The following is a 21,389-nucleotide window of genomic DNA, read 5'->3' as shown; positions in this document are numbered from 1 at the left end:
TGCGGGACGTGCCCGGCATCACGGCCTCAGGTTGGGGAACTCAGTTACCCTTGCCGCCGCACTTGCCGGTCTTGACGTTGAAGTTGCCGCAATTCATCGGCATGCGCCAATCGGCGATCAGATCCTTGCTGTCCGGCAGATAATCGGACCAGGCATCGCCCACCACTTCCGGCGTCTGGGAAACGACGTCGAACTGGCCGTTTTCCTGGATTTCGCCGATCAGCACCGGCTTGGTGATGTAATGGTTCGGCATCATGGTGGCATAACCGCCGGTGAGGTTCGGCACGGTCACGCCGACCAGCGCGTTGATCACCTTGTCCTGATCGGTGGTGCCGGCCTTTTCAACCGCCTTCACCCACATGTTGAAGCCGATATAGGCAGCTTCCATCGGGTCGTTGGTCACACGCTTGTCGCTCTTGGTGAAGGCGTGCCATTCCTTGATGAATTCGGCATTGGCGGGTGTATCAACGCTTTCGAAATAGTTCCAGGCGGCAAGATGGCCGACCAGCGGCTTGGTATCGATACCGGCCAGTTCCTCTTCGCCAACGGAGAAGGCGATGACCGGAATATCCTCGGCCTTGACGCCCTGATTGCCGAGCTCCTTGTAGAAGGGCACGTTGGCATCGCCATTGATGGTGGAGATGACGGCGGTCTTCTTGCCGGAAGAGCCGAATTTCTTGATCTTCGCCACTTCCGTCTGCCAGTCGGAGAAGCCGAAAGGCGTGTAATTGACCATGATGTCCTCAGCCTTGACACCCTTGGACTTCAGATAGGCTTCGAGGATCTTGTTGGTCGTGCGCGGATAGACGTAATCGGTGCCTTCCAGCACGAAACGCTCAACACCTTCATTCTTCATCAGATAATCGACAGCGGGGATGGCCTGCTGGTTGGGGGCCGCCCCGGTATAGAAGACGTTGCGCTCGCTTTCCTCACCTTCGAACTGCACCGGATAGAACAGGATGGAGTCAAGCTCCTTGAACACCGGCAGCACCGACTTGCGCGATACCGAGGTCCAGCAGCCGAAAACCGCGGCGACCTTGTCCTTGGAGATCAGTTCGCGGGCCTTTTCGGCAAAAAGCGGCCAGTTGGAGGCCGGATCGACCACGACCGGCTCGAGCTTCTTGCCGAGCAGGCCGCCCTTCTTGTTCTGCTCGTCGATCAGCATCAGCATGGCGTCTTTCAGCGTGGTTTCCGAAATCGCCATGGTGCCGGAGAGCGAATGCAGAATGCCGACCTTGATCGTATCGTCGGCGGCAAAGGCCCCGTGGAAAGCCGTGGTGGACAGCATGGCGCCCATCAGCGCCGAAACGAGCTGCGTTTTCAATCTCATGTGATCCGAACCCCTCTTTTATGGTACAAGTCAGCTATGGAGGGGACTATGGCGTGCTGCGCCGCGAAATCGTATACGTCAATTGACGTAGAGAGACATCATCAAGAGCGCCGCGCTAAGCGCTTGCGCGTATGGCAACATCATAAAATTAGAACGTTTTTGATGATTGCAAATTTCAAAACCTAATTCTATGTATTGTTTCGGGTAGGTGAGAGACGGATGGGCTCCGTGTCTCGGGGAATGGGGATATCCGAACAGGACCTTGATGAACCATTCACCACGCAGGTGGCGTTTGAGAGAACAGACAGCCACCATTCATTCCGAGCTGGACAGGCTCGTCGGGAATTTTGATTGTCGCGAAAGCTATCAGCGCTATGTCATCGGCATGGCGCGGTTTCGCCTTAGCGCGGAAAGCCTGTGGCGCGTGAACCGGCTGCAGGACTGGCGCCCCACCTTACTCGGTCAGGATCTCGGGCGCGATCTTGTAGCGCTGTCCGCCGAGATTGGCGCGTTTCCTGTGATGGCAGCACCGGTCAGCCGCGCAGGCTGGCTTGGCATGGGCTATGTGCTGGAGGGTGCCTGCCTTGGGGCAAGATTGCTCGTGCGCCGCGCCGCAACCCTTGGCCTGACAGCCGAAACCGGCGCTGCCCATCTTCATCGCCAAACTGACAGTCTCTCCAATTGGCATCGGTTGGGAGCCCTCCTCGAACAGGCGGAGGAGATCGATGAACGGCCTATGATCGCCTCGGCAAAGGCAACCTTCGCCCTGGCCCAAGCAGCTTTTGAAAGCGCATCGAATGTCTCCACCCCAGCCTGTTGACCTGAGCAATTGCGACCGCGAGCCGATCCATATTCCCGGAAGCATCCAACCGCATGGCTGTCTTCTGGTCACCGATGCCGCCATGACGACCATTCTGCGTCATTCGGCCAATGCAGCAGCCTTTCTCGGGATCGAAGACGGGCTTGCTGGTCACACTCTTGCTGGCCAAACTCTTGCGGGCCAAACTCTTGCGGGAAAGTCGCTGGCCGATCTTCTTGGCGCCGCCGTCACCCATGATCTGCGCAACGCGCTGTCTTTATCGAGCAACCCCACCCGGTCCGGCGTGGTTACCCATACCACGCTTGCCTCGGGTGAGGTTTGCGATATTGCCGTGCACAGCCATAACGGTGTCGTCATCGTCGAACTTGAGCCCTCGAAAGGCAGCTTGCAGCCTCTGCTGATGGCCCGCGAGATGATCGGCCGCATCAAGGACATCAATGACGTCGACCATCTGATCGCCAGTACAGCGAAACTGGTGCGTGCGGTTCTCGGCTATGACCGGGTGATGATCTACCGGCTGGAGCATGACGGTGCAGGCAAGGTGGTGGCGGAAGCCAGGCGCGGCGATCTCGAAAGCTTTCTCGGCCAGTACTTTCCCGCAAGCGACATTCCCGAACAGGCCCGCAGGCTTTATCTGCAAAATCCGATCCGGGTGATTTCCGATGCGCGTGGCGCGCGTGTACCGCTTGTTCCCGTAGACGATGAGGCCAAAGAGCCGATCGATCTCTCCTTTGCCCATCTGCGCAGCGTCTCGCCCATTCATCTGGAATATCTGCGCAATATGGGCGTTGCCGCCTCGATGTCGATTTCCGTGCTCAACAATGATGCGCTCTGGGGTCTGATCGCCTGCCATCATTATGAGCCGAAAACCCTGTCACTGACCGAGCGCATGGCCGCCGAACTGTTTGGCGAATTCTTTTCGCTTCATCTTCTGGCGCTGAAGCAGAAACGCAAGCTGGAACTGGCCAATGACGCGCGCCGCTCACTGGACCGGTTTCTGCATCAATCTGCCCATTATGCCAATCTCGAAGAGCTGTTTACCGCCTCCCTGCCGGAATTTCGCCAGCTCTTTGCCTGTGAGGGACTGGGCCTGTGGATGAATGGCGTGTGGACTGCCTCCGGTTCCGTCCCGCCCGATGAGGCAGTCGAGCCGCTTTTGCGCTTTATCCCCTCGGTTGCGGATGGACGCATCTGGTCAACACACCAGCTTTCCCGGGATTTTGCCCCGGCAACAGCCTATGTCGAGGCGGTCTCCGGCGTCATGGCCATTCCTTTGTCGCAAATCCCCAATGACTATCTTCTGGTGTTCCGCAAGGAGCGGCTGCAAACGCTCAACTGGGCAGGAAATCCGGAAAAATCCTATGAAACCGGGCCTCTGGGCGACCGGCTGACCCCGCGCAAGAGTTTTTCCATCTGGAAGGAGACCGTGCGCTGCGAAGCCGAGGCCTGGAGCGACAGCGATCTCGACATTGCCGAAGCCATGCGCGCCGTGACCGTGGAAATCATCCTGCGTCACAACGAACTGATGCAGGAAGAACGGGCCAAGGCCGATCTGCGTCAGCGCCTGCTGAATGAGGAACTCAACCATCGGGTGAAGAACATCCTCTCGGTGATCAAGTCTCTGGTCGGCGTGCCGTCCGCTCCCAGCGACAGCATCGTCGATTACGTCACCACGCTCAAGGGCCGCATACAGGCGCTGGCCTTTGCCCATGATCAGGTCATTCGCGGCAGCGGCACCGGCCTGATCACCGATCTGCTGGAGGCCGAACTCAGCCCCTATCGCAGCGAAAACACCATGATCACGCTGGACGGACCTTTGATGGTGCTGGAAAGCCGGGCCTATGCAGTGACCGCGCTCGTTATCCATGAACTGTCCACCAATGCCGCCAAATATGGCGCCCTGTCACGGCCCGGTGGACAGCTTTCAGTGACATGGGCGTGGACAGAAACGAATGATTGCGCAATCATCTGGGCCGAACGCGGTGGACCACCCGTCAAACCGCCCGGCAGACGCGGCTTCGGTTCGGCGCTGATCGAGCGCAGCATTCCCTACGATCTCTCTGGAAAGAGCAGCCTGCACTACGATGCCGATGGCCTGACGGCGGAATTGCTCATTCCTGGCCGGTTCATCTCCGGCAAGCCGATGGAAAAGCACCTTCAAAGCCAGAAGCCCGTTCCCCGCCCACCGCAAATGCAGGCACGTCCGCTCGATGTGTCGGGAACGGTGCTCATCGTCGAAGATCAGATGCTGATTGCCATGGATGCCGAAATGATGCTCAACGATGCCGGTTTTAGCGATGTCATCACCGCCCGCTCGGCGGCGGAAGCGCTGCACAAGCTTGGACCTCGCCGACCGACAGTGGCCATTGTCGACATCAATCTCGGCGATCACACATCGCTGCCGGTGGCCGAAGAGCTTTACCGGCGTGGCATTCCCTTCGTCTTTGCCACCGGCTATGCCGAGCGCAATACCATTCCACCGCATTTTTCCGCGATCGCCATCGTCAACAAGCCCTATGATCCGTCAAGCCTGATCGGCGCGATCAAAACCGCCCTGAACGAAAAGGCCTGAACGAACAGGCCTAGAGCATTTTCAGGAAGAGTGCGTAGAGGTTTTCCGTCTGAAAATGCGGGAGAACAAAGGGTTAGAGCTTTTCAGTGTTTTCGTGAAACATTGAAAAGCTCTAACGGTTGGCAGCAGGCCCTCAGGCCGGCTTGCTGTTTCTGAGCTTTTCCGCTTCGGCGTAGAACTTCTTTTCCCACTCATTATGGTTGTCCAGCCCCTCGCGAATGAAGGGCGTGAAGATTGCCAGATTCATCAGGCACCAGTTGACCAGCCGCGCCGGGAACTTCAACGGCTTGACGAAATCGACGAAGAGAACGACGCGGGTCTTGTCGGAATGGTTCCAGGCCTCATGCTCATAGGCATCGTCGAAGATCAGCACCTTGCCTTCGTCCCAATGGCAGATCTGGTCCTTGACGCGAATGGCGATCTTTTCACGCGGCTCCGGCACGATCATGCCGAGATGCAGGCGAAGCACGCCGTTATAAGGACCGCGATGGGCCGGAAGATGCTTGCCCGGCTCAAAAATCGAGAACATCACCGTGGTCAGACCCGGGATATTCTGCATGGCCTTCCAGGTTTCCGGGCAGGCCTTGATATTGGCCTCGGACTTCACCCCGAAACCGAGCAGGAAGAAGGTCTTCCAGTTGTTGTCGCTGGAGATGGTCTTCACATCGGTGGAAATGTCCTGAAAGCTTGGCAGCTCATCCTTGCGCTTCAGGATTGTGTCAAGCTCGGCGCGAATGGCCGGATAGGCCTTTTCCACCTCTGCCACCCAGGGAAAGGTGGCATTGTCATAGACCGGCGGATTGCCAAGCTTGGCATATTTGAAATTCAGCCGCTCCGCCCAGGAGACGATGCCCATGAAAAACCGGGTGATCCGGCTCGGTCGATCCATCGGCGCGATGCCCTGCGTACCAAAATCCTGTCCCTGGTTCTGCGCCTGAGCCGTTGCTAGTCCTGTCGTATCCATGGCCGTTACTTTCTATTCTGCCCGGGTCGTATCCCACCCGATGGAACTGGGTTTTCTTTTATCAGGATCAAGAGCAGCGGTCAGCCATGCCAAGGCCTTAACGCCACTGATCTCACACATATTCGTTATCATGGTCTGCGGTCAGCGAACCGTCATCGCTTCCAACACTGTCGAAGCACAATCGTTTCGTCACCATTAAGGATAAATTACGACAAAACCGGCAGGATGAAAGAGAAATCGTGATCCTTATCCACTTCCGTCACTTCATTAATCTCCTTCCGCCAACTGCTCTTGCCAAAAGCCAAGAAACCGTCAAATCTGACGGCACCACACCGCGCCAACCTTCAAGAAAACCGAATGGCCGCACGCCAACGCATCATTCCCGTAAGACGCCAGTATAACCGCTGGGTCGCCGACCAGACGCTGGAAGATTATGCCCTGCGCTTTACCGCCAAAAGCGCACGGCGCTTTTCCTCCAGCCGGATTTCGCAAACAGCGATTGGCGCGATCTCTTTTCTGGCGCTGGAGGCAATCGGCGGCGCCATCACGCTCTCCTATGGCACGGTCAACGCCTTTTTCGCCATTTTAACCGCTGCCATCCTGATGTTGTTGATCGGCCTGCCGATCAGCCGCTACGCCATCCGCGAAGGCGTGGATATCGATCTTCTCACCCGCGGCGCGGGCTTTGGCTATATCGGCTCCACCGTGACCTCGCTGATCTATGCCAGCTTCACCTTCATGCTGTTTGCCATCGAAGCCTCGATCATGACCGGGGCGCTCGAGCTTGCCTTTTCCCTGCCTCCGGCGATCGGCTATATCGTGTCCGCCGTGGTGGTCATTCCGCTGGTCACCTACGGGGTCAGGCTGATCTCGCGCTTCCAGCTTCTGACCCAGCCGGTCTGGATCGTGCTGAACATTGCGCCTTTCCTGTTCATCGCGCTCACCGACTGGTCGAAATTCGACCTCTGGCGCGCCTTTCCCGGCCTCATTTCCGGCCAGACTGCCGCCTTCCGGCTGGCCGATTTCGGCGGCGCCTGCGCCGTCATTCTGGCGCTGATGCCGCAAATTGGCGAGCAGGTTGACTTTCTCCGCTTCCTGCCGCCGGAAGGCGCGCAGAAGAAGCGCCACCGCCTTGCCGTATTTCTCGCCGGTTCCGGCTGGGTGGCGCTCGGCGTGCCGAAGCTTCTGGCCGGTTCCTTTCTCGCCGTGCTGACCCTCTCCGAGGGCGTGGCCATCGAGCGCGCCGCCGATCCCGCCCATATGTATCTCACCGCCTTCAGCTATATCGCGCCTGGCCCTGTGATGCCCTTGGTGCTGATGGTGGCCTTCGTCATGGTCTCGCAATTGAAGATCAATGTGATGAATGCCTATGCCGGGTCTCTGGCCTGGTCGAATTTCTTTTCCCGCCTCACCCACAGCCATCCGGGCCGGGTGGTTTGGCTGGTGTTCAATGTCGCCATCGCATTGCTTTTGATGGAGCTCGGTATCTACCGGCTGCTAGAGGAAACGCTCGGCATCTTCTCCATCATCGCCATGGCCTGGCTCTGCACCATCTCCGCCGATCTTTTCATCAACAAACGCCTTGGCCTGTCGCCGCCGGGCATTGAGTTCAAGCGCGCTCATCTCTACGACGTCAATCCGGTCGGTTGCGGCACGCTGGTTTTATCCTCTGGTCTGGCGATTGCCGCCCATGCGGGGCTTTTCGGCGCAAGCCTCACGGCACTCTCCACCTTCGTCACGCTTTCGGCCTTCGTCATAGCCCCTGCCCTCGCCGCCGCCACAAAAGGCCGCTATTATCTGGCCCGCAAGCCGCGCCACAGCTGGAAAAATCTGAACGCCATCACCTGCTCGATCTGCGAACATCCGTTCGAGCCGGAAGACATGGCCTGGTGCCCGGCCTATGCCGCGCCGATCTGCTCGCTCTGCTGCTCGCTGGACAGCCGCTGCCACGACATGTGTAAACCGCATGCGGCGCTCAACAGTCAGGTCGCCACCGTGGCACGGCACCTCCTGCCGGATCGGCTGACCGATGCGCTGGCAAGCCGCCTTGGCCGCTACGGCCTGACCAGCCTTGCCGCCGTCTCGCTGATCGGCCTTGTTCTCGGGCTGATTGCCCATCAGGTCGCTGCCGTGAAGCCTGAAACCTCAACGGCGGTGAATGGCGCGATCCTGATCGTTTTCTTCGTCTTTTCCATCACCGCCTGCATTGCCGCCTGGTTCTATGTGCTGGCCCATGACAGCCGGGTGGTGGCGGAAGAGGAATCCTCCCGCCAGAACAGCCTGCTGCTCAAGGAAATCGCCGCCCACAAGAAGACCGATGCTGCACTTCAGGCCGCCAAGGAGGCCGCTGAAGCCGCCAACCGGGCCAAGAGCCGCTATGTCGTCGGGCTGACCCATGAATTGCGCACGCCGCTCAATGCTGTGCTCGGCTATGCGCAACTGCTCGAACATGACGAGACCATTCCCGCTCCCCGCCAGGCGGCGATCAAGGTCATTCGCCGCTCTGCCGACCATCTCTCCGGCCTGATCGACGGGCTGCTCGACATTTCCAAGATCGAGGCGGGCCGGCTTCAGGTCTTTCCGGCGGAACTGGCGCTTGCCGATTTTCTCGACCAGATCGTCGCCATGATTCGTCCGCAGGCCGAAGCCAAGGGGTTGCGCTTTCTGCATGAACGTCCTGAAAACCTGCCGCATTATGTCCGTACCGATGAGCGGCGACTGAGACAGATATTGGTCAACATCCTCTCCAACGCGGTCAAATTCACCGATGAGGGGTCCGTCAGCTTTACCCTGACCTATCGCAGCCAGGTGGCAAGCTTCACCATCGCCGATACAGGGCGCGGCATTGCCGAAAAGGATCTCACCCGGATTTTCGAACCGTTCCAGCGCGGCGAGGCCGACAGCATTCGCCCGCTACCCGGCCTCGGTCTCGGCCTGACCATTACCCGGCTTTTGACCAATACGCTCGGCGGCGACATTGCCGTCACCAGCGAAAAGGGCAAGGGCACGGTGTTTCGCGTGCGTCTGATGCTCTCTACCGTCGACCGGCCCAGCACCGCACCAACGCCGGAGCGGCGCATTGCCGGCTATGACGGCCCGCGCCGCACCCTTGTCGTGGTGGATGACAATGAGGATCACCGTGATCTGATGCGCGAAGCACTCACGCCCCTCGACTTCATCGTGCTGACAGCGGCCAGCGGCCCGGAATGCCTGACGCTGATTGAGGGTGTCGAACCGGACCTCTTCCTCGTCGACATTTCCATGCCGGTGATGAATGGCTGGCAGTTGGTGGAGCGGCTGCGCAATCTCGGCCAGAGCGCACCGATCCTGATGCTCTCGGCCAATCTCGGTGACGGTGCTGTGCGCGAGCCGGGATCGAGCGGCCATAACGACGCCATTGCCAAGCCTGTCGATGTGAAGGTGCTGCGCGACAAGCTGGCCCGGCATCTGAAACTCGTCTGGCGCTATGCCGACGAAGCGCCGCCTCCCCCTCCAGCCCCGCCTGGGCTTGTCATACCGCCCGCTGCCGATCTTGCCGATCTCAAGGGGCTGGCGGAAATCGGCTATATTCGCGGCATCGACAGCAAGCTTGCCGGACTTGCCCGCGACCCGGCCTATCTGGCCTTTACCGAAATGCTGCGGCCTTATATCCAGTCTTTCGATATGGCCGGGCTGATCCAAAAGCTGCACACCGTCATGGGAGATAGGGCTGACAATGGCTGAACTGGCGCAACCGCGCGACATGCTGCTGATCATCGACGACAGCCCGGAAACGCTGGGTTTTCTCACCGATGCGCTGGAGCAATCCGGCTATGCGGTGCTGGTTGCCACCTCGGGCAAGGCTGCCCTCGGCATTGTCGAGCGCATCACGCCCGACCTCATCCTGCTTGATGCGGTGATGCCGGAGATGGACGGTTTCGACACCTGCCGCCAGTTGAAAACACAGGCCAGCGTGACGCAGGTGCCGGTGATCTTCATGACCGGGCTGACCGAAACCGAACATGTGGTCCATGCGCTGGGCGCGGGTGGCGTCGATTATCTGACCAAACCGATCAATCTCGACGAATTGCGCGCCCGAATCCGCGTGCATCTCACCAATGCCCGCAACGCCCAAAGTGCCCGCGTGGCGCTGGACGCGGCAGGTCGCCATTTGATGGCGCTCAGAGCTGATGGCAGCCTGCTCTGGTCCACGCCGCAGGCCAGCCGACTGGTGATGAACACGCTTGGCGCCGAAAACGGACCGGAAAGCCTCACCCACGCCATTTCCGGCTGGATGGCGGCCAAAGCCGAACAAGGCATGACCCATGGCGCTGTTTTCAGCTTTCCCGAAACCGCCCCCAGCCTGCAGATCACCTATCTCGGCGCTATGGGCACGGACGAAATCCTCTTCCGCCTGATGAGCGCCAGCACACGGCGTGAGGACGAGGCGCTGCGCCATGCCTTCAACCTGACCAATCGCGAGGCGGAAGTGCTACTGTGGATCGCCCGCGGCAAGGCCAACCGCGACATCGCCGAGATTCTCGGCCTCTCAGCCCGCACGGTGAACAAACATCTGGAACAGATCTATGTGAAACTCGGGGTGGAAAACAGGGCGTCAGCAGCGGTCAAGGCTGCGGCAGTTCTACACGAGGGGTGAGGCTTTTCTTCAAAAAATCCGCCTTTCTCCCAACCATGCTCTGGCGATCTTGCCATTTTCGATTTCGTAGAAACAGACGACATCAATTTCGCCTTTTCCCTCCGGAAAAGTGCGCGTTACCGTTTCATGATCGATGACGACATTGTCAACGACGATCCTTGTTAAAAGCCTTCCATGAAGATCGGGTTCCCGAAAGCGCTCGACATGGCGCTCCCTGATCTCTGCCGCGCCTTTTGCCAGTAAGGTGCACGGAAACGCATAATAGTGGCAATCATCGGCCCACCACGGCATGAAGGCGTCAATGTCACGGGCATTATAAGCCTCAAGCTGTTTCTGAACCGGCAGAGCAATATCCAGCATCCCAAGAACCTCAACATCGCGTTTAAAGACTAACAAACATTCGGCTACCAGCACCGATTGCCGCCATCTTTGATCCTTGCTACTCCTTTTGAGAACAATCAAGGAAGAGCGATCATGACCGAGACAAGACCACAGCATAACGCCGCCTGCCATTGTGGCGCGGTGAAATTCCGTGTCCGGCTGAGTGATGAATTGAACACGGCGCGGCGCTGCACCTGTTCTTATTGCCGGATGCGCGGAGCCGTTGCCGTTTCCGCCAGTCTGTCCGATATCGAGTTCATCGAGGGTGAAGACAATCTGACGCTCTACCAGTTCAATACCGGCACGGCGAAACATTATTTCTGCAAGACTTGCGGCATCTATACCCATCACCAGCGCCGCTCCAACCCTCAGCAATTCGGCATCAATCTCGCCTGTATCGAGGGCAAAAGCCCCTTTGATCTCACTGAAATCAAGGTGATGGATGGCGTATCCCATCCCAACGACACCGGCGGCACCTCACGCGTGGCCGGCATCTTGAGGTTTGAACCGGCCAATTGAGCAAATCCCATATAAAAAGCGCGGAATGTTGCCATCCCGCGCTTTTTTTTGAATAACAGGCTGGCTTCAGGCTGCTTTCAGCTCGTTATCGCGGGGAATTTCCACGTCGATTTCAAGGATCGAGACCCGGTCGTCGCGATCGACGGTGATGCGCACCTTGTCGCTGTCGATTTCGACATGGCGGGCGAGCACGGCGAGAATTTCCTCGCGCAGCACGATCACCAGATCGTTGTCCAGCGTCGCCCGCTCATGCGCGAGCAGCACCTGAAGCCGCTCCCGCGCCGTCGGCGCGGATTGCTGTTTGCGGAAAAGGTCGAATATGCTCATGCGGCCCTCCGTGAGAAGATCTTGCCCAACAGGCTGCGTTTTTCTTCAGGAACAGAGACCGGCAGGTTTTCTCCGGCCAGACGTCGCGAGGCCTCGAAATAGGCCTGGGCGGGCGTGCTTTTCGGGTCGGCCAAGGTCACCGGTGCACCGACATTCGAGGCCTTGAGCACATCCTGACTTTCCGGAATGATACCGATCAGCGGGATCGACAGGATTTCCAGCACATCCTCGACCTTGAGCATGTCGCCGCGCTCGGCGCGGGCATTGTCATAGCGGGTGAGCAGCAGATGCTTTTCCATGCGCTCGCCGCGCTCGGCCTTGACGGTCTTGGAATCGAGAAGACCGATGATCCGGTCGCTGTCGCGCACCGAAGAGACTTCCGGATTGGTGACAACCACGGCCACATCCGCATGGCGCATGGCCAGCGTTGCACCACGCTCAATGCCGGCGGGGCTGTCGCAGATAACCCAGTCGAAATGCCGCTTCAGCTCGGTGATCACCCATTGCACACCTTCCGGCGTCAGGGCGTCCTTGTCGCGCGTCTGGGAAGCGGGCAGCAGGAACAGCGTATCAATGCGCTTGTCGCGGATCAGCGCCTGCGGCAGCTTGGCGTCACCCTGGATGACATTGACGATATCATAGACCACGCGGCGCTCTGCCCCCATGACGAGGTCCAGATTGCGCAGGCCGACATCGAAATCCACGACGACAACCTTCTCGTTCCGCTGGGCCAGGGCCGCGCCCAAAGCAGCGGTAGATGTGGTCTTGCCCACCCCACCTTTACCTGAGGTTACGACGATAACCTTCCCCATGTTCATCTCCTGTTTCTGGCCTGCAGCGGCGCATTTTAACTTTTATTCTTGTGCACACGGCCCCATCAGGAACCGTCTGATGTCATCGGCCTGGTTCGGTCAGGCAATCTTTTCCGCATGGATGGCATCGTCTTCCAGCCAGAACTGTGCCGGATGACCCAGCATATCCGGCTCGATATCCTCTGCCATCTTGTAGATCCCATCTATGGCGAGCAGCTCCGCCTCCAGCTTGCGGCAGAAGATGCGCGCCGACATATTGCCGAGACAGCCCGCCATGACACGACCACGCAGGGCGCCGTAAATATGGACCGAACCTCCGGCAATAATTTCAGCACCGGACGCGACCGAGCCGATCACCGTCACGTCGCCTTCGGTAAACACCACCGACTGACCGGAGCGAACCGGCTCCGCCACCACCAGCGAATTCACGCCCGGACGGGCTTCCGGCGCGGGTGCTGCCTTCAGCACAGGCACACCGTCAGCCTCTTCCTCCGGCGTTTCCGCCGCCTCGGCAGGCCCAGCCGCCACTTCCGTCTTCGGCACATCAATATCTGCAACCGGCTTGCCACCCTTGAGAATGGGCGGCATACCGCGTTCGACCATTGAGGGCTTTGCACCTTCCAGCCCCATAATGCTGACATTGCGCGTGGCAAGTTCGGCAATAAGGCCCTTCAACTCCTCCCGATTGAGCGGCAGATCGTGCACATCGAGCACGACCGGACGGCCAAGAAAAAAGCCGGCCGAGCGCGAGGCCAGATCGTCGAGCCGCGCCAGCCATTGGTCCAGCGGCAGGTCCGGCGACAAAACGACGGCCAGAAAAGAGCGGCCTTTGATCCTGATGGAGCGTGGTTCTGTTAGCACTTCGGTCATCTGTGTAAACAAATCGTTGAGATCATTTAGGGCTGATTTGGTTAACAAATGGTTAACGCAGCATCAAAGCCTATCAATACGTTAACGATAAGACGTTACGTGAAGCTTGCGACTTTTGCACTGCAACAGCAAATTCTGATCCATACAGCATGTCGCGCGCTTATCAGCCTCATGCGTCATATTGATCGCACGGTGCTCTCAGTCTTTGATGTGTCGCATGGACGTTATCGGTTCACGGAAACAATGAGATGCTTTAACTCACCATTTTTACGCATTTCCGCAGGGAAAACCGCTATGCCCTTTTCTCGGGACAATGCTCTATAGCGCCATGCGACCAATATCGCACACAAAGGTCGCTGTAACACGTTTCATCTGCTGCATCATTTTCACCTTCAATCTCTCCCGATTTCAGGAATGATGCAGTAGAACCGACGGCCTGCCACGAACGGCAACCGACACACCACGAAACAAAAGCGTGGCAAAACAAAAGCCCGGCGCAAAGGCCGGGCTTTCTCACAGGATATAACGAGAGATTACTTGATCTCGAGATAGGTATATTTGCCGTCCGGGCCCTTCTGCCACTTGTACATGACATAGTCCGGGCGGGTGATGTCACCCTTGGAATCAAAGCCAATATCACCGATCACGGTCTTGAACGGACCATGGGCCTTGAGAGCCGCAGCAACCTTCTGCGGGTCGTTGCTATGGGCAGCCTTGGCACCATCGGCAATGATCTGCATGGCGGCATAGGAGTAGAGCGTGTAGGCTTCCGGCTCGAAACCGGCGGCGCGGAACTTGGCGACCACTTCCTTGGCGTTCGGGTTGTTGCGCGGATCCGGCGGGAAGGTCATCAGAGTGCCGTCGACAGCGTCACCGGCAATCGTAGCCAGTTCGTTCGAGGTGATGCCGTCACCGGACATCATCGTCGCCTTCAGGCCCTGATCCTTCATCTGACGCAGGATCAGGCCAGCTTCCGGATGCAGACCACCGAAATAGACCATGCCAACGCCAGCCTGTTTCATCTTGGAAATCAGCGTCGAATAGTCCTTCTGGCCCGGATCGATGCCTTCATAAACGACTTCCTTGACACCAAGCTTGTTCATGACTGCCTTGGTGGCATCGGCAAGACCCTTACCGTAAGGCGTCTTGTCGTGCACGATGGCAACTTTCACACCCTTGAAATGATCGGCAATATATTTGCCGGCCACAGCGCCCTGCTGGTCGTCGCGACCACAGGTACGGAAGGTGTTCCACAGGCCGCGCTCGGTGAAATTGGGGTTGGTCGAAGCCGGCGTAATCTGCAGAATGCCATTTTCGGCATACACGTCGGAAGCCGGGATGGAAACGCCAGAGTTGAAGTGACCCACCACGAATTGCACGCCGTCAGCCACGAAGTTGTTGGCAACCGACACGCCCTGCTTGGCATCCGAAACGTCGTCGCCAAGCTCGGTCTTGATCTTTTCGCCGTTCATGCCGCCAGCGGCGTTGATGTCCTTGGCAGCCTGCTCGGCACCCTTCTGCAGCTGCGCACCGAAGGCAGCGTTCGGGCCGGTCAGCGGGCCTGCAATACCGATGAGAACATCGGCATATGCATTGCCGCTGAAAGCGACCATGGCGGCAATCGCCACAGCCGAAAGAAGCGACTTCTTCATTCTGTAACTCCCAATTTTTGAGGGTGGGTCCTTATTGTGAGCCCCCGCGCATCACCCACCAGGAACACGCCGGAAACGTTTTGAAAGATCTGCCTGTCCTCGACGCTCTCAACAGGCACTCTTCAACCCTTCATTTGACACAGGCCTCAGACTTGCCGCATGAAAATCATCTCACGGTCCATCCCGCTGTTTTCATCATAATCTGCGGCGGGCACAGCCTTGATGTCAATCTTTTGTCTTCCACGAAACAGGCGAAGTCTGCTGATAAAGCCAATAGTAGCTCGTCACCATCTGCTGCGTGCGCCGGAGCCGGAAACCAAGGCTGGAAAACACAAGCAGCGTCACCAGATCAAGCAGATAGAGCCCTGGATCGATGGCATTGCCATTGAACAATGCATGGTGGAGAAACTGCATACCAGCAGCAATCAACAGCGTGTAGACCACAACGCGGGAATAGGTCTGCCAGCCTTCCGCCACAGCGCGACCGGTGCGCCAGGCCGTCCAGAAGCCGATCAGCATCACCAAAACGCGCAGAACAATCCTGACCTCGGTATCAGTATCGAAAAAAAGTCCCTGCATGGCGCTCCCCTTAATGCCGTCCGCCTTCGAGATAGGCCGCACGTACCTGCGGATCGGCCAGCAATTCCTTGCCCGAACCGCTCATCGTCACCTGCCCGTTGACCATGACATAGGCCCGGTCCGACAGTTTCAGGGCGGCAAAAGCATTCTGCTCGACCAGAAATACGGTGAGCCCCTCTTCCTGGTTAAGCTTCTTGATCGCCTCGAAAATGCCCTTGACGATCAAAGGCGCAAGTCCCAGCGACGGCTCATCCAGCAGAAGCAGCTTGGGACGCGCCATCAGCGCGCGACCGATCGACAACATCTGCTGCTCACCGCCCGACAGTGTGCCGCCGCGCTGGTTCTGCCGCTCCTTCAGGCGCGGAAACATGGTGTAGATCTTTTCCAGATCCTCGTGGAAATATTTCAGGTTGTCGAGGGCGGCTCCCATCTGCAGGTTTTCTAGCACGGTCATGCGTGGGAAAATCCGCCGGCCTTCAGGCGACTGGGCAATGCGCTTGCGCGCGATCAGATGGGTTGGAAGCCGGGTAATATCCTCTCCCTCGAAGATAACCTTGCCGTGTCGGGCTTGCGGGCTGCCGCAGATTGTCATCATCAGGGTGGATTTTCCAGCCCCGTTGGCGCCGATCAGACTGACGATCTCACCCTTCTTGACCTCAACACTGACGCCTGCCAGCGCCCGGATATTGCCGTAATAGGTTTCAACGGCATCAACTGTCAAAAGCGTTTCACCAGCCATCAGACATTGCCTCCGGCAACCGCTTCCACGTCGGAAATCGCCTCACTCAATTCTTCATCCTCAACCCCGAGATAGGCCGCAATGACCTTCGGGTCGTTCTTCACATGATCCGGAGTGCCATCGGAAATCTTCTGACCATATTCAAGAACCACGACATGGTCGGAAATTTCCATAACCACCGACATATCGTGTTCGATCAGCAGGATAGACGTCCCGGTTTCCTCTCGAATGTTTCTCAGCAAAGTGTTGAGCGCCAGCGATTCTCGCGGATTGAGACCCGCCGCCGGTTCATCGAGACACAGAAGCTCTGGGCCCGTGCACATGGCGCGGGCAATTTCCAGCCGTCTTTGCGCACCATAAGGCAGGTCGCCGGCCGGATCGTCGGCGCGCTCGATCAGGTCCGCCTTTTCCAGCCAGACTTTTGCCTTTTCGATCGCCTCTTCCGCCGCCCGTTTGTAACCAGGCAACCCCAGAAGTCCGAGGATCGTATAGCCGGAGGCCTGCATCAGCATGTTGTGCTGGGCCACCAGCAGGTTTTCCAGTACGGTCAGGCCGGAAAACAGCCGGATATTCTGGAAGGTGCGGGCGACCTTGGCCTTCTTGTTGATCTCGAAATCGGAAAGCCGTTCGAGAAGATACGGCTTTCCCGACTTCTGCGTCAGTGTCAACATGCCCATGGTCGGCTTGTAAAAGCCGGTGATGCAGTTGAACACTGTGGTTTTTCCGGCTCCGTTCGGACCGATCAGAGCGGTAATCTCGCCGCGGACAGCCTCGAAGGAGAAATCGTTGATCGCCATCAGGCCGCCGAATTTCATCGACAGGTGATCGACCTTCAGGATTGCATCTTTGTTCATCGTGTTGGTTCCGGAGGTCATCAGCCATGACCCTCCTTGGTAAAGCTGCCCGAAACGGCCTTGCGTTCCTTGAGGAAGGCGGTGGGTTCACGGCTGCCGACAAAACCGCGCGGCTTGAACAGCATGACGATCACCATGGCAAGGCCGAAAATCAGCATACGATAGAGTTCCGGGGTGAAATCGGGACCGAAGATCACCTTGAGGAAGTCCATATCGCGCAACAGTTCCGTTCCGCCGATCATCACGACCGCTGCAATCGCGATCCCCGTCAGCGAACCCATGCCGCCGAGAACGACGATGGCCAGGATAATCGCCGATTCGAGAAAAACGAAGCTTTCCGGCGAGACAAAGCCCTGACGTACGGCGAAGAACGACCCGGCAAAGCCGGCAAACATCGCACCCGTGGCAAAAGCCGTCAGCTTCGTTGCCACCGTATTGATACCCAGCGACCGGCAAGCGATCTCATCCTCGCGCAGTGCTTCCCAGGCCCGTCCGATCGGCATGCGGCGCAGCCGGATCGTCACATAGGCGGTCAAAAGGCAGAGCGCCAGGATCAGATAGAACAGGAAGATCTTGTAATAGGCCGAAGACATAGGCAGGCCAAAGGTCTTGGCAAAGCCATGCGCAGAGGCATCGAATTCCATGCCGAAGAGCGTTGCCTTGGGAATACCCGAAACACCGAAGGTGCCGCGCGTCACATCCGACCAGTTGATCAACACCAAACGGATGATTTCGCCGAAGGCCAGCGTAACGATGGCCAGATAGTCACCGCGCAGACGCAGGACCGGAAAACCGAGAATAATGCCCCAAAGCGCGGCCAGAATGCCCGACACCGGCAACAGTTCCCAGAAGGACAGACCAAAATCCTGCGACAGAAGCGCATAGGAATAGGCCCCGACCGCATAAAAGGCGACATAGCCGAGATCGAGAAGGCCGGCCAGGCCGACAACGATATTCAGACCCCAGCCCAGCATCACATAAATCAGGATCTGAATGCCAAAATTATCGACATATTTCAGCGAGCCCTGCAACGCACCACGCAGCGTACCGCTCGATGCATACATCAACGCCAGAACAATCACCGGATAGAAAATCAGAAAGACGATGGCGATTTTCGGAAAATTCCGTTTGAAGAAGGAGGGCGACGCCTCGATCTCATGAACGGGAACAGCAGACGCCTTTTCCTTTCGTGCCTTCACCCACGGCCCATAAAAGGCAACGATGGCAAAACGGCCGACTGCGGCAATGGCGACGAAAATCGCCAGAAGCCCGAATCGCGGCAACCAGATCAACTGATTGTTGATATCCTGATCGGTCTTGATGCCGATGAACAGGATGAACATGCCAAGAGCGGCGAGACCAGCGAAAATACCTTCCCGAAGCGCGCGGGCAAACGTTCCGGTGTCTGCTGTCGAAGACTTACTGCTTGCGGACATGGATCACACCTTCTCGACTTCGGGACGGCCCAAAAGACCGGTCGGCTTGAAAATCAGCACGAAGGCCAGGAGAGAGAAGGTCGCGACATCTTTGTAGGCAAGGGTGAAATAGGCCGACCAGAGCGATTCGATCAGACCGATCAATACACCACCGATAACAGCCCCCGGAAGCGAACCGATGCCGCCAAGGACGGCTGCGGTAAAGGCCTTCACACCGGGTATGAAGCCATCCATAAAAGTGGTGCTGCCATAATACATCAGATAGAGCGTTCCGGCCACGGCAGCAAGCGCCGCCCCCATGACGAAGGTGATCGAAATGGTGCGGTCGACGTCGATGCCAAGCAGAGCCGCCATCTTGCGATCCTGTTCCGTCGCCCGTTGGGCGCGACCGAGCGGTGTCTTGTTGACGATATACCAGAAGACGGCCAGCAGAACCATGGTCACCACGGCGATGATGATCTGCTTCAATGAAATAGTAATGTTATCAAAGGTGTAAAGCGACTTCACCAGGTCGGGGATGGACTTGGTACGCGGACCCTGTGCCACCTGAATGAAATTTTCCAGCGTGATCGACATGCCGATCGCCGTAATCAAAGGCGCAAGGCGAAAAGAACCACGCAAAGGCCGGTATGCGATACGCTCGATGACCCAGTTCCACAATCCGGTCATCAGCATGGCGACAACCATCATGATGAAGAGCGCAATGGCCGCCGGAATACCGGCAAACAGACTGATCAGAAGCAGATACACGATCAGGGCCGCGAAAATACCAAGCATGAACACATCGCCATGGGCAAAGTTGATCATGCCGATAATGCCATACACCATGGTATAGCCAATCGCGATCAGACCATAGATGGAACCGAGCGTCAGCCCGTTTATAAGTTGCTGGATGAAATATATCATATATATCCCCTGGAAGATCGCCTTTGGTGTCTTCCTTGTCTTGTCCCGTTCGGGTTCTTCGTGTTGTGGCGATTGATATCGTTTTCGGCAAAAATGTGAAGCACAAAAGTTTTGCAGCGGACATTTTTCTACCAGAAGCATATTTCATGAGCAGTTTCTGTGCTTATTTCGCGATTTTCGGCAGAAGATTGCGTAAACGCTATGCAAGAACGCCATGTCTGCGCTGATGGGCGCGTCCACCCGGAGAACGAAAAAAGTCTGGGGATGGACAATCACAAGTAAGCATCATGACGCATACAGGCTTGCACATGCGTCATTACACATTATGTTGAACAACAATATTATCGACATCCGCCGATTCGACGGCGACAACCGGATCACACACCATGCCCGATGCGAGTGAACTGGCAGGCGCCGTGCAAAACAACAATATCGTTCTGCAGGACTTTCAGATTTCACGTCAGGAACGCGCCAGCATCAAAGGTCAGCGCCCGCGTGTCATCTGGCTGACGGGACTTTCGGGTGCGGGAAAATCCACCATCGCCAATGCCCTGGAAGCCCAGCTTCACCAAGCTGGCTACCACACCTATATCCTTGATGGTGACAATATCCGCCACGGACTGAACAGTGATCTGGGCTTTTCCGACCAAGACCGCGTTGAAAATATCCGCCGGGTGGCAGAGGTGGCAAAACTGATGGCCGATGCCGGCCTGATTGTCATCGTTTCCTTCATTTCCCCCTTTCGCGCCGATCGCGATATGGCGCGCAAGATGATGAGCCCCGGGGAATTTATCGAGGTCTTCATCGACACTTCGCTCAAGGAATGTATCCGGCGCGATCCAAAAGGTCTTTACCGCAAGGCACTTGCCGGAGAGATCAAGAAATTTACCGGTATCAGCTCAAGCTATGAGATGCCACTTGCACCGGAAGTCCATCTTCGCACCGAAGAAGGAACAGCCTATGACATGGCAACCAGGATTGCCCATCATATGGGCATCAAGCTCTCCTGAACCCAAACACAAGCCTGTTTGCATCACCAGGCCGATGCCTTCAGTCCGGCAAAAAAACCAACGGGTTCACGATAAAATGACGAGCCAGGACGATAAAATTCTTCATCCTTTTACCATATCCGTGCCTTAATCGGGCAAAGAATGGGAAAGGACGTGATGCGTGATTGCTGTTTTTGAACAGGCCGCGCTTTTGGCAGGCCGCGAAATCATGAAAATTTACCATTCGGGGCCAAACATTCGCACCAAGGAAGACCTTTCTCCCGTAACCGAAGCGGATGAACAGGCGGAAAAAATTATTCTCGCCCTGCTGAAGGAAGCCTTTCCCGACATTCCGGTCGTTGCCGAAGAAGCCGTTGCCGCAGGCAATATACCGACAACCACCGACGAACCCTTCATACTTGTCGATCCGCTGGATGGAACCAAGGAATTTATCCGCAAGAGTGAGGATTTTACCGTCAATATCGCCCTCGTGCGCAATGGTGCTCCGGTGATGGGCATTGTCTATGCCCCTGCCCGCGGACAGGCCTATATCGGGTCGGAAACGGGGGCGATGCGGCTCAGCATTGACAACACCTTTACAGTCACAGATCGCCAACCCATTCATGTCCGCAGTCAGACAAGCGAACCCGTCGCCGTTGCCAGCCGCTCGCATATGAGCCCGCAGACAGAGGATTTTCTCAGGCAAAAAGGCATAACCGATACGCGGTCTGTCGGATCATCCCTGAAATTCTGCCTGATTGCAGAAGGAAATGCCGATGTTTACCCTCGGTTTGGCCGCACCATGGAATGGGATACGGCAGCCGGTGATGCGGTTTTGCGCGCTGCCGGCGGCATGACCGAAACCATAGAAGGCACACCTCTGCTTTATGGCAAGCGCAACCAGCCGCATGACAGCGATTTTGCCAACCCCTTCTTTATCGCATGGGGCGAACAGGCTGCCTGAACACGGGAAAACACCTGGATCCTGTGAAGAAAAATCGCC

Annotated in this window: 18 protein-coding genes and 1 pseudogene; 7 read left to right on the top strand and 12 right to left on the bottom strand. The window is 57.3% G+C overall.

Annotation, left to right across the window (positions count from 1 at the left end; genetic code table 11):
- Positions 1-40: 40 nt before the first annotated feature.
- Positions 41-1,330, bottom strand: coding sequence for an urea ABC transporter substrate-binding protein (gene urtA, locus NAC44_RS01570; RefSeq protein WP_250937138.1), 1,290 nt, complete (start codon positions 1,328-1,330; stop codon positions 41-43).
- Positions 1,331-1,622: 292 nt separating this feature from the next.
- Here urtA and NAC44_RS01565 point away from each other — a divergent pair, with 292 nt between their 5' ends.
- Both NAC44_RS01565 and NAC44_RS01560 read left to right on the top strand, forming a co-directional pair.
- Positions 1,623-2,150, top strand: a complete 528-nt coding sequence (locus NAC44_RS01565) for a biliverdin-producing heme oxygenase (protein WP_250937137.1) — start codon at positions 1,623-1,625, stop codon at positions 2,148-2,150.
- Complete coding sequence (locus tag NAC44_RS01560) at positions 2,128-4,722, top strand: HWE histidine kinase domain-containing protein (RefSeq protein ID WP_250937136.1); 2,595 nt, start codon at positions 2,128-2,130, stop codon at positions 4,720-4,722. The genes NAC44_RS01565 and NAC44_RS01560 overlap by 23 nt, the downstream gene beginning before the upstream one ends.
- A 133-nt stretch (positions 4,723-4,855) precedes the next feature.
- On the opposite strand, the gene olsC is transcribed toward NAC44_RS01560, so the two are convergent.
- Positions 4,856-5,686, bottom strand: coding sequence for an ornithine lipid ester-linked acyl 2-hydroxylase OlsC (olsC, locus tag NAC44_RS01555; RefSeq protein WP_250937135.1), 831 nt, complete (start codon positions 5,684-5,686; stop codon positions 4,856-4,858).
- Positions 5,687-6,043: 357 nt separating this feature from the next.
- Here olsC and NAC44_RS01550 point away from each other — a divergent pair, with 357 nt between their 5' ends.
- Both NAC44_RS01550 and NAC44_RS01545 read left to right on the top strand, forming a co-directional pair.
- Positions 6,044-9,409 (top strand): hybrid sensor histidine kinase/response regulator, encoded by a 3,366-nt coding sequence (locus NAC44_RS01550; protein WP_250937134.1) that lies wholly within the window; start codon positions 6,044-6,046, stop codon positions 9,407-9,409.
- Positions 9,402-10,322, top strand: a complete 921-nt coding sequence (locus NAC44_RS01545; protein WP_250937131.1) for a response regulator transcription factor — start codon at positions 9,402-9,404, stop codon at positions 10,320-10,322. The genes NAC44_RS01550 and NAC44_RS01545 overlap by 8 nt, the downstream gene beginning before the upstream one ends.
- Positions 10,323-10,331: 9 nt before the next feature.
- On the opposite strand, the gene NAC44_RS01540 is transcribed toward NAC44_RS01545, so the two are convergent.
- A complete protein-coding gene (locus NAC44_RS01540; RefSeq protein ID WP_250937130.1) occupies positions 10,332-10,736 on the bottom strand; it encodes a nuclear transport factor 2 family protein in 405 nt (134 codons plus the stop codon).
- Positions 10,737-10,796: 60 nt separating this feature from the next.
- Here NAC44_RS01540 and NAC44_RS01535 point away from each other — a divergent pair, with 60 nt between their 5' ends.
- A complete protein-coding gene (locus NAC44_RS01535; protein ID WP_250937129.1) occupies positions 10,797-11,222 on the top strand; it encodes a GFA family protein in 426 nt (141 codons plus the stop codon).
- 66 nt (positions 11,223-11,288) lie between these two features.
- On the opposite strand, the gene minE is transcribed toward NAC44_RS01535, so the two are convergent.
- From minE to NAC44_RS01490, 9 genes are all read right to left on the bottom strand, one after another.
- Positions 11,289-11,549 (bottom strand): cell division topological specificity factor MinE, encoded by a 261-nt coding sequence (gene minE, locus NAC44_RS01530; RefSeq protein ID WP_250937128.1) that lies wholly within the window; start codon positions 11,547-11,549, stop codon positions 11,289-11,291.
- Entirely contained in the window at positions 11,546-12,361 is an 816-nt protein-coding gene (gene minD, locus NAC44_RS01525; protein ID WP_250937127.1) for a septum site-determining protein MinD, read from the bottom strand. The genes minE and minD overlap by 4 nt, the downstream gene beginning before the upstream one ends.
- 99 nt (positions 12,362-12,460) lie before the next feature.
- Positions 12,461-13,231 carry a septum site-determining protein MinC gene (gene minC, locus NAC44_RS01520; RefSeq protein ID WP_250937126.1) on the bottom strand — a complete coding sequence of 257 codons (771 nt, stop codon included), beginning with the start codon at positions 13,229-13,231 and terminating at the stop codon, positions 12,461-12,463.
- 533 nt (positions 13,232-13,764) lie between these two features.
- Entirely contained in the window at positions 13,765-14,883 is a 1,119-nt protein-coding gene (locus NAC44_RS01515) for a branched-chain amino acid ABC transporter substrate-binding protein (RefSeq protein ID WP_250937125.1), read from the bottom strand.
- Between the two features lie 225 nt (positions 14,884-15,108).
- Positions 15,109-15,462 (bottom strand): DUF6867 family protein, encoded by a 354-nt coding sequence (locus NAC44_RS01510; RefSeq protein WP_250937124.1) that lies wholly within the window; start codon positions 15,460-15,462, stop codon positions 15,109-15,111.
- A 10-nt stretch (positions 15,463-15,472) separates the two neighbouring features.
- Positions 15,473-16,201 (bottom strand): ABC transporter ATP-binding protein, encoded by a 729-nt coding sequence (locus tag NAC44_RS01505; protein WP_250937122.1) that lies wholly within the window; start codon positions 16,199-16,201, stop codon positions 15,473-15,475.
- Positions 16,201-17,076, bottom strand: coding sequence for an ABC transporter ATP-binding protein (locus NAC44_RS01500; protein ID WP_250937120.1), 876 nt, complete (start codon positions 17,074-17,076; stop codon positions 16,201-16,203). The genes NAC44_RS01505 and NAC44_RS01500 overlap by 1 nt, the downstream gene beginning before the upstream one ends.
- Complete coding sequence (gene livM / locus NAC44_RS01495) at positions 17,076-18,491, bottom strand: high-affinity branched-chain amino acid ABC transporter permease LivM (RefSeq protein WP_250937119.1); 1,416 nt, start codon at positions 18,489-18,491, stop codon at positions 17,076-17,078. Before livM ends, NAC44_RS01500 begins: the two co-directional genes overlap by 1 nt.
- 3 nt (positions 18,492-18,494) lie before the next feature.
- Positions 18,495-19,397: a branched-chain amino acid ABC transporter permease gene (locus NAC44_RS01490; RefSeq protein ID WP_250937117.1), complete on the bottom strand. Its 903-nt coding sequence runs from the start codon at positions 19,395-19,397 to the stop codon at positions 18,495-18,497.
- Between the two features lie 428 nt (positions 19,398-19,825).
- Here NAC44_RS01490 and cysC point away from each other — a divergent pair.
- Positions 19,826-20,407: pseudogene (gene cysC / locus NAC44_RS01485) on the top strand (adenylyl-sulfate kinase); the annotation flags it as partial.
- A 160-nt stretch (positions 20,408-20,567) separates the two neighbouring features.
- The gene (gene cysQ, locus NAC44_RS01480; RefSeq protein ID WP_250937115.1) at positions 20,568-21,350 is read left to right on the top strand and encodes a 3'(2'),5'-bisphosphate nucleotidase CysQ; all 783 of its coding nucleotides are present in this window, start codon (positions 20,568-20,570) and stop codon (positions 21,348-21,350) included.
- Positions 21,351-21,389 lie beyond the last annotated feature (39 nt).

Origin of the sequence: Allorhizobium sonneratiae, from assembly GCF_023700755.1 — a bacterium.
Taxonomy (GTDB): domain Bacteria; phylum Pseudomonadota; class Alphaproteobacteria; order Rhizobiales; family Rhizobiaceae; genus Allorhizobium; species Allorhizobium sonneratiae.
Note: the sequence above shows the minus strand (reverse complement) of the source record. Positions and strands in the feature narration are given on the sequence as shown.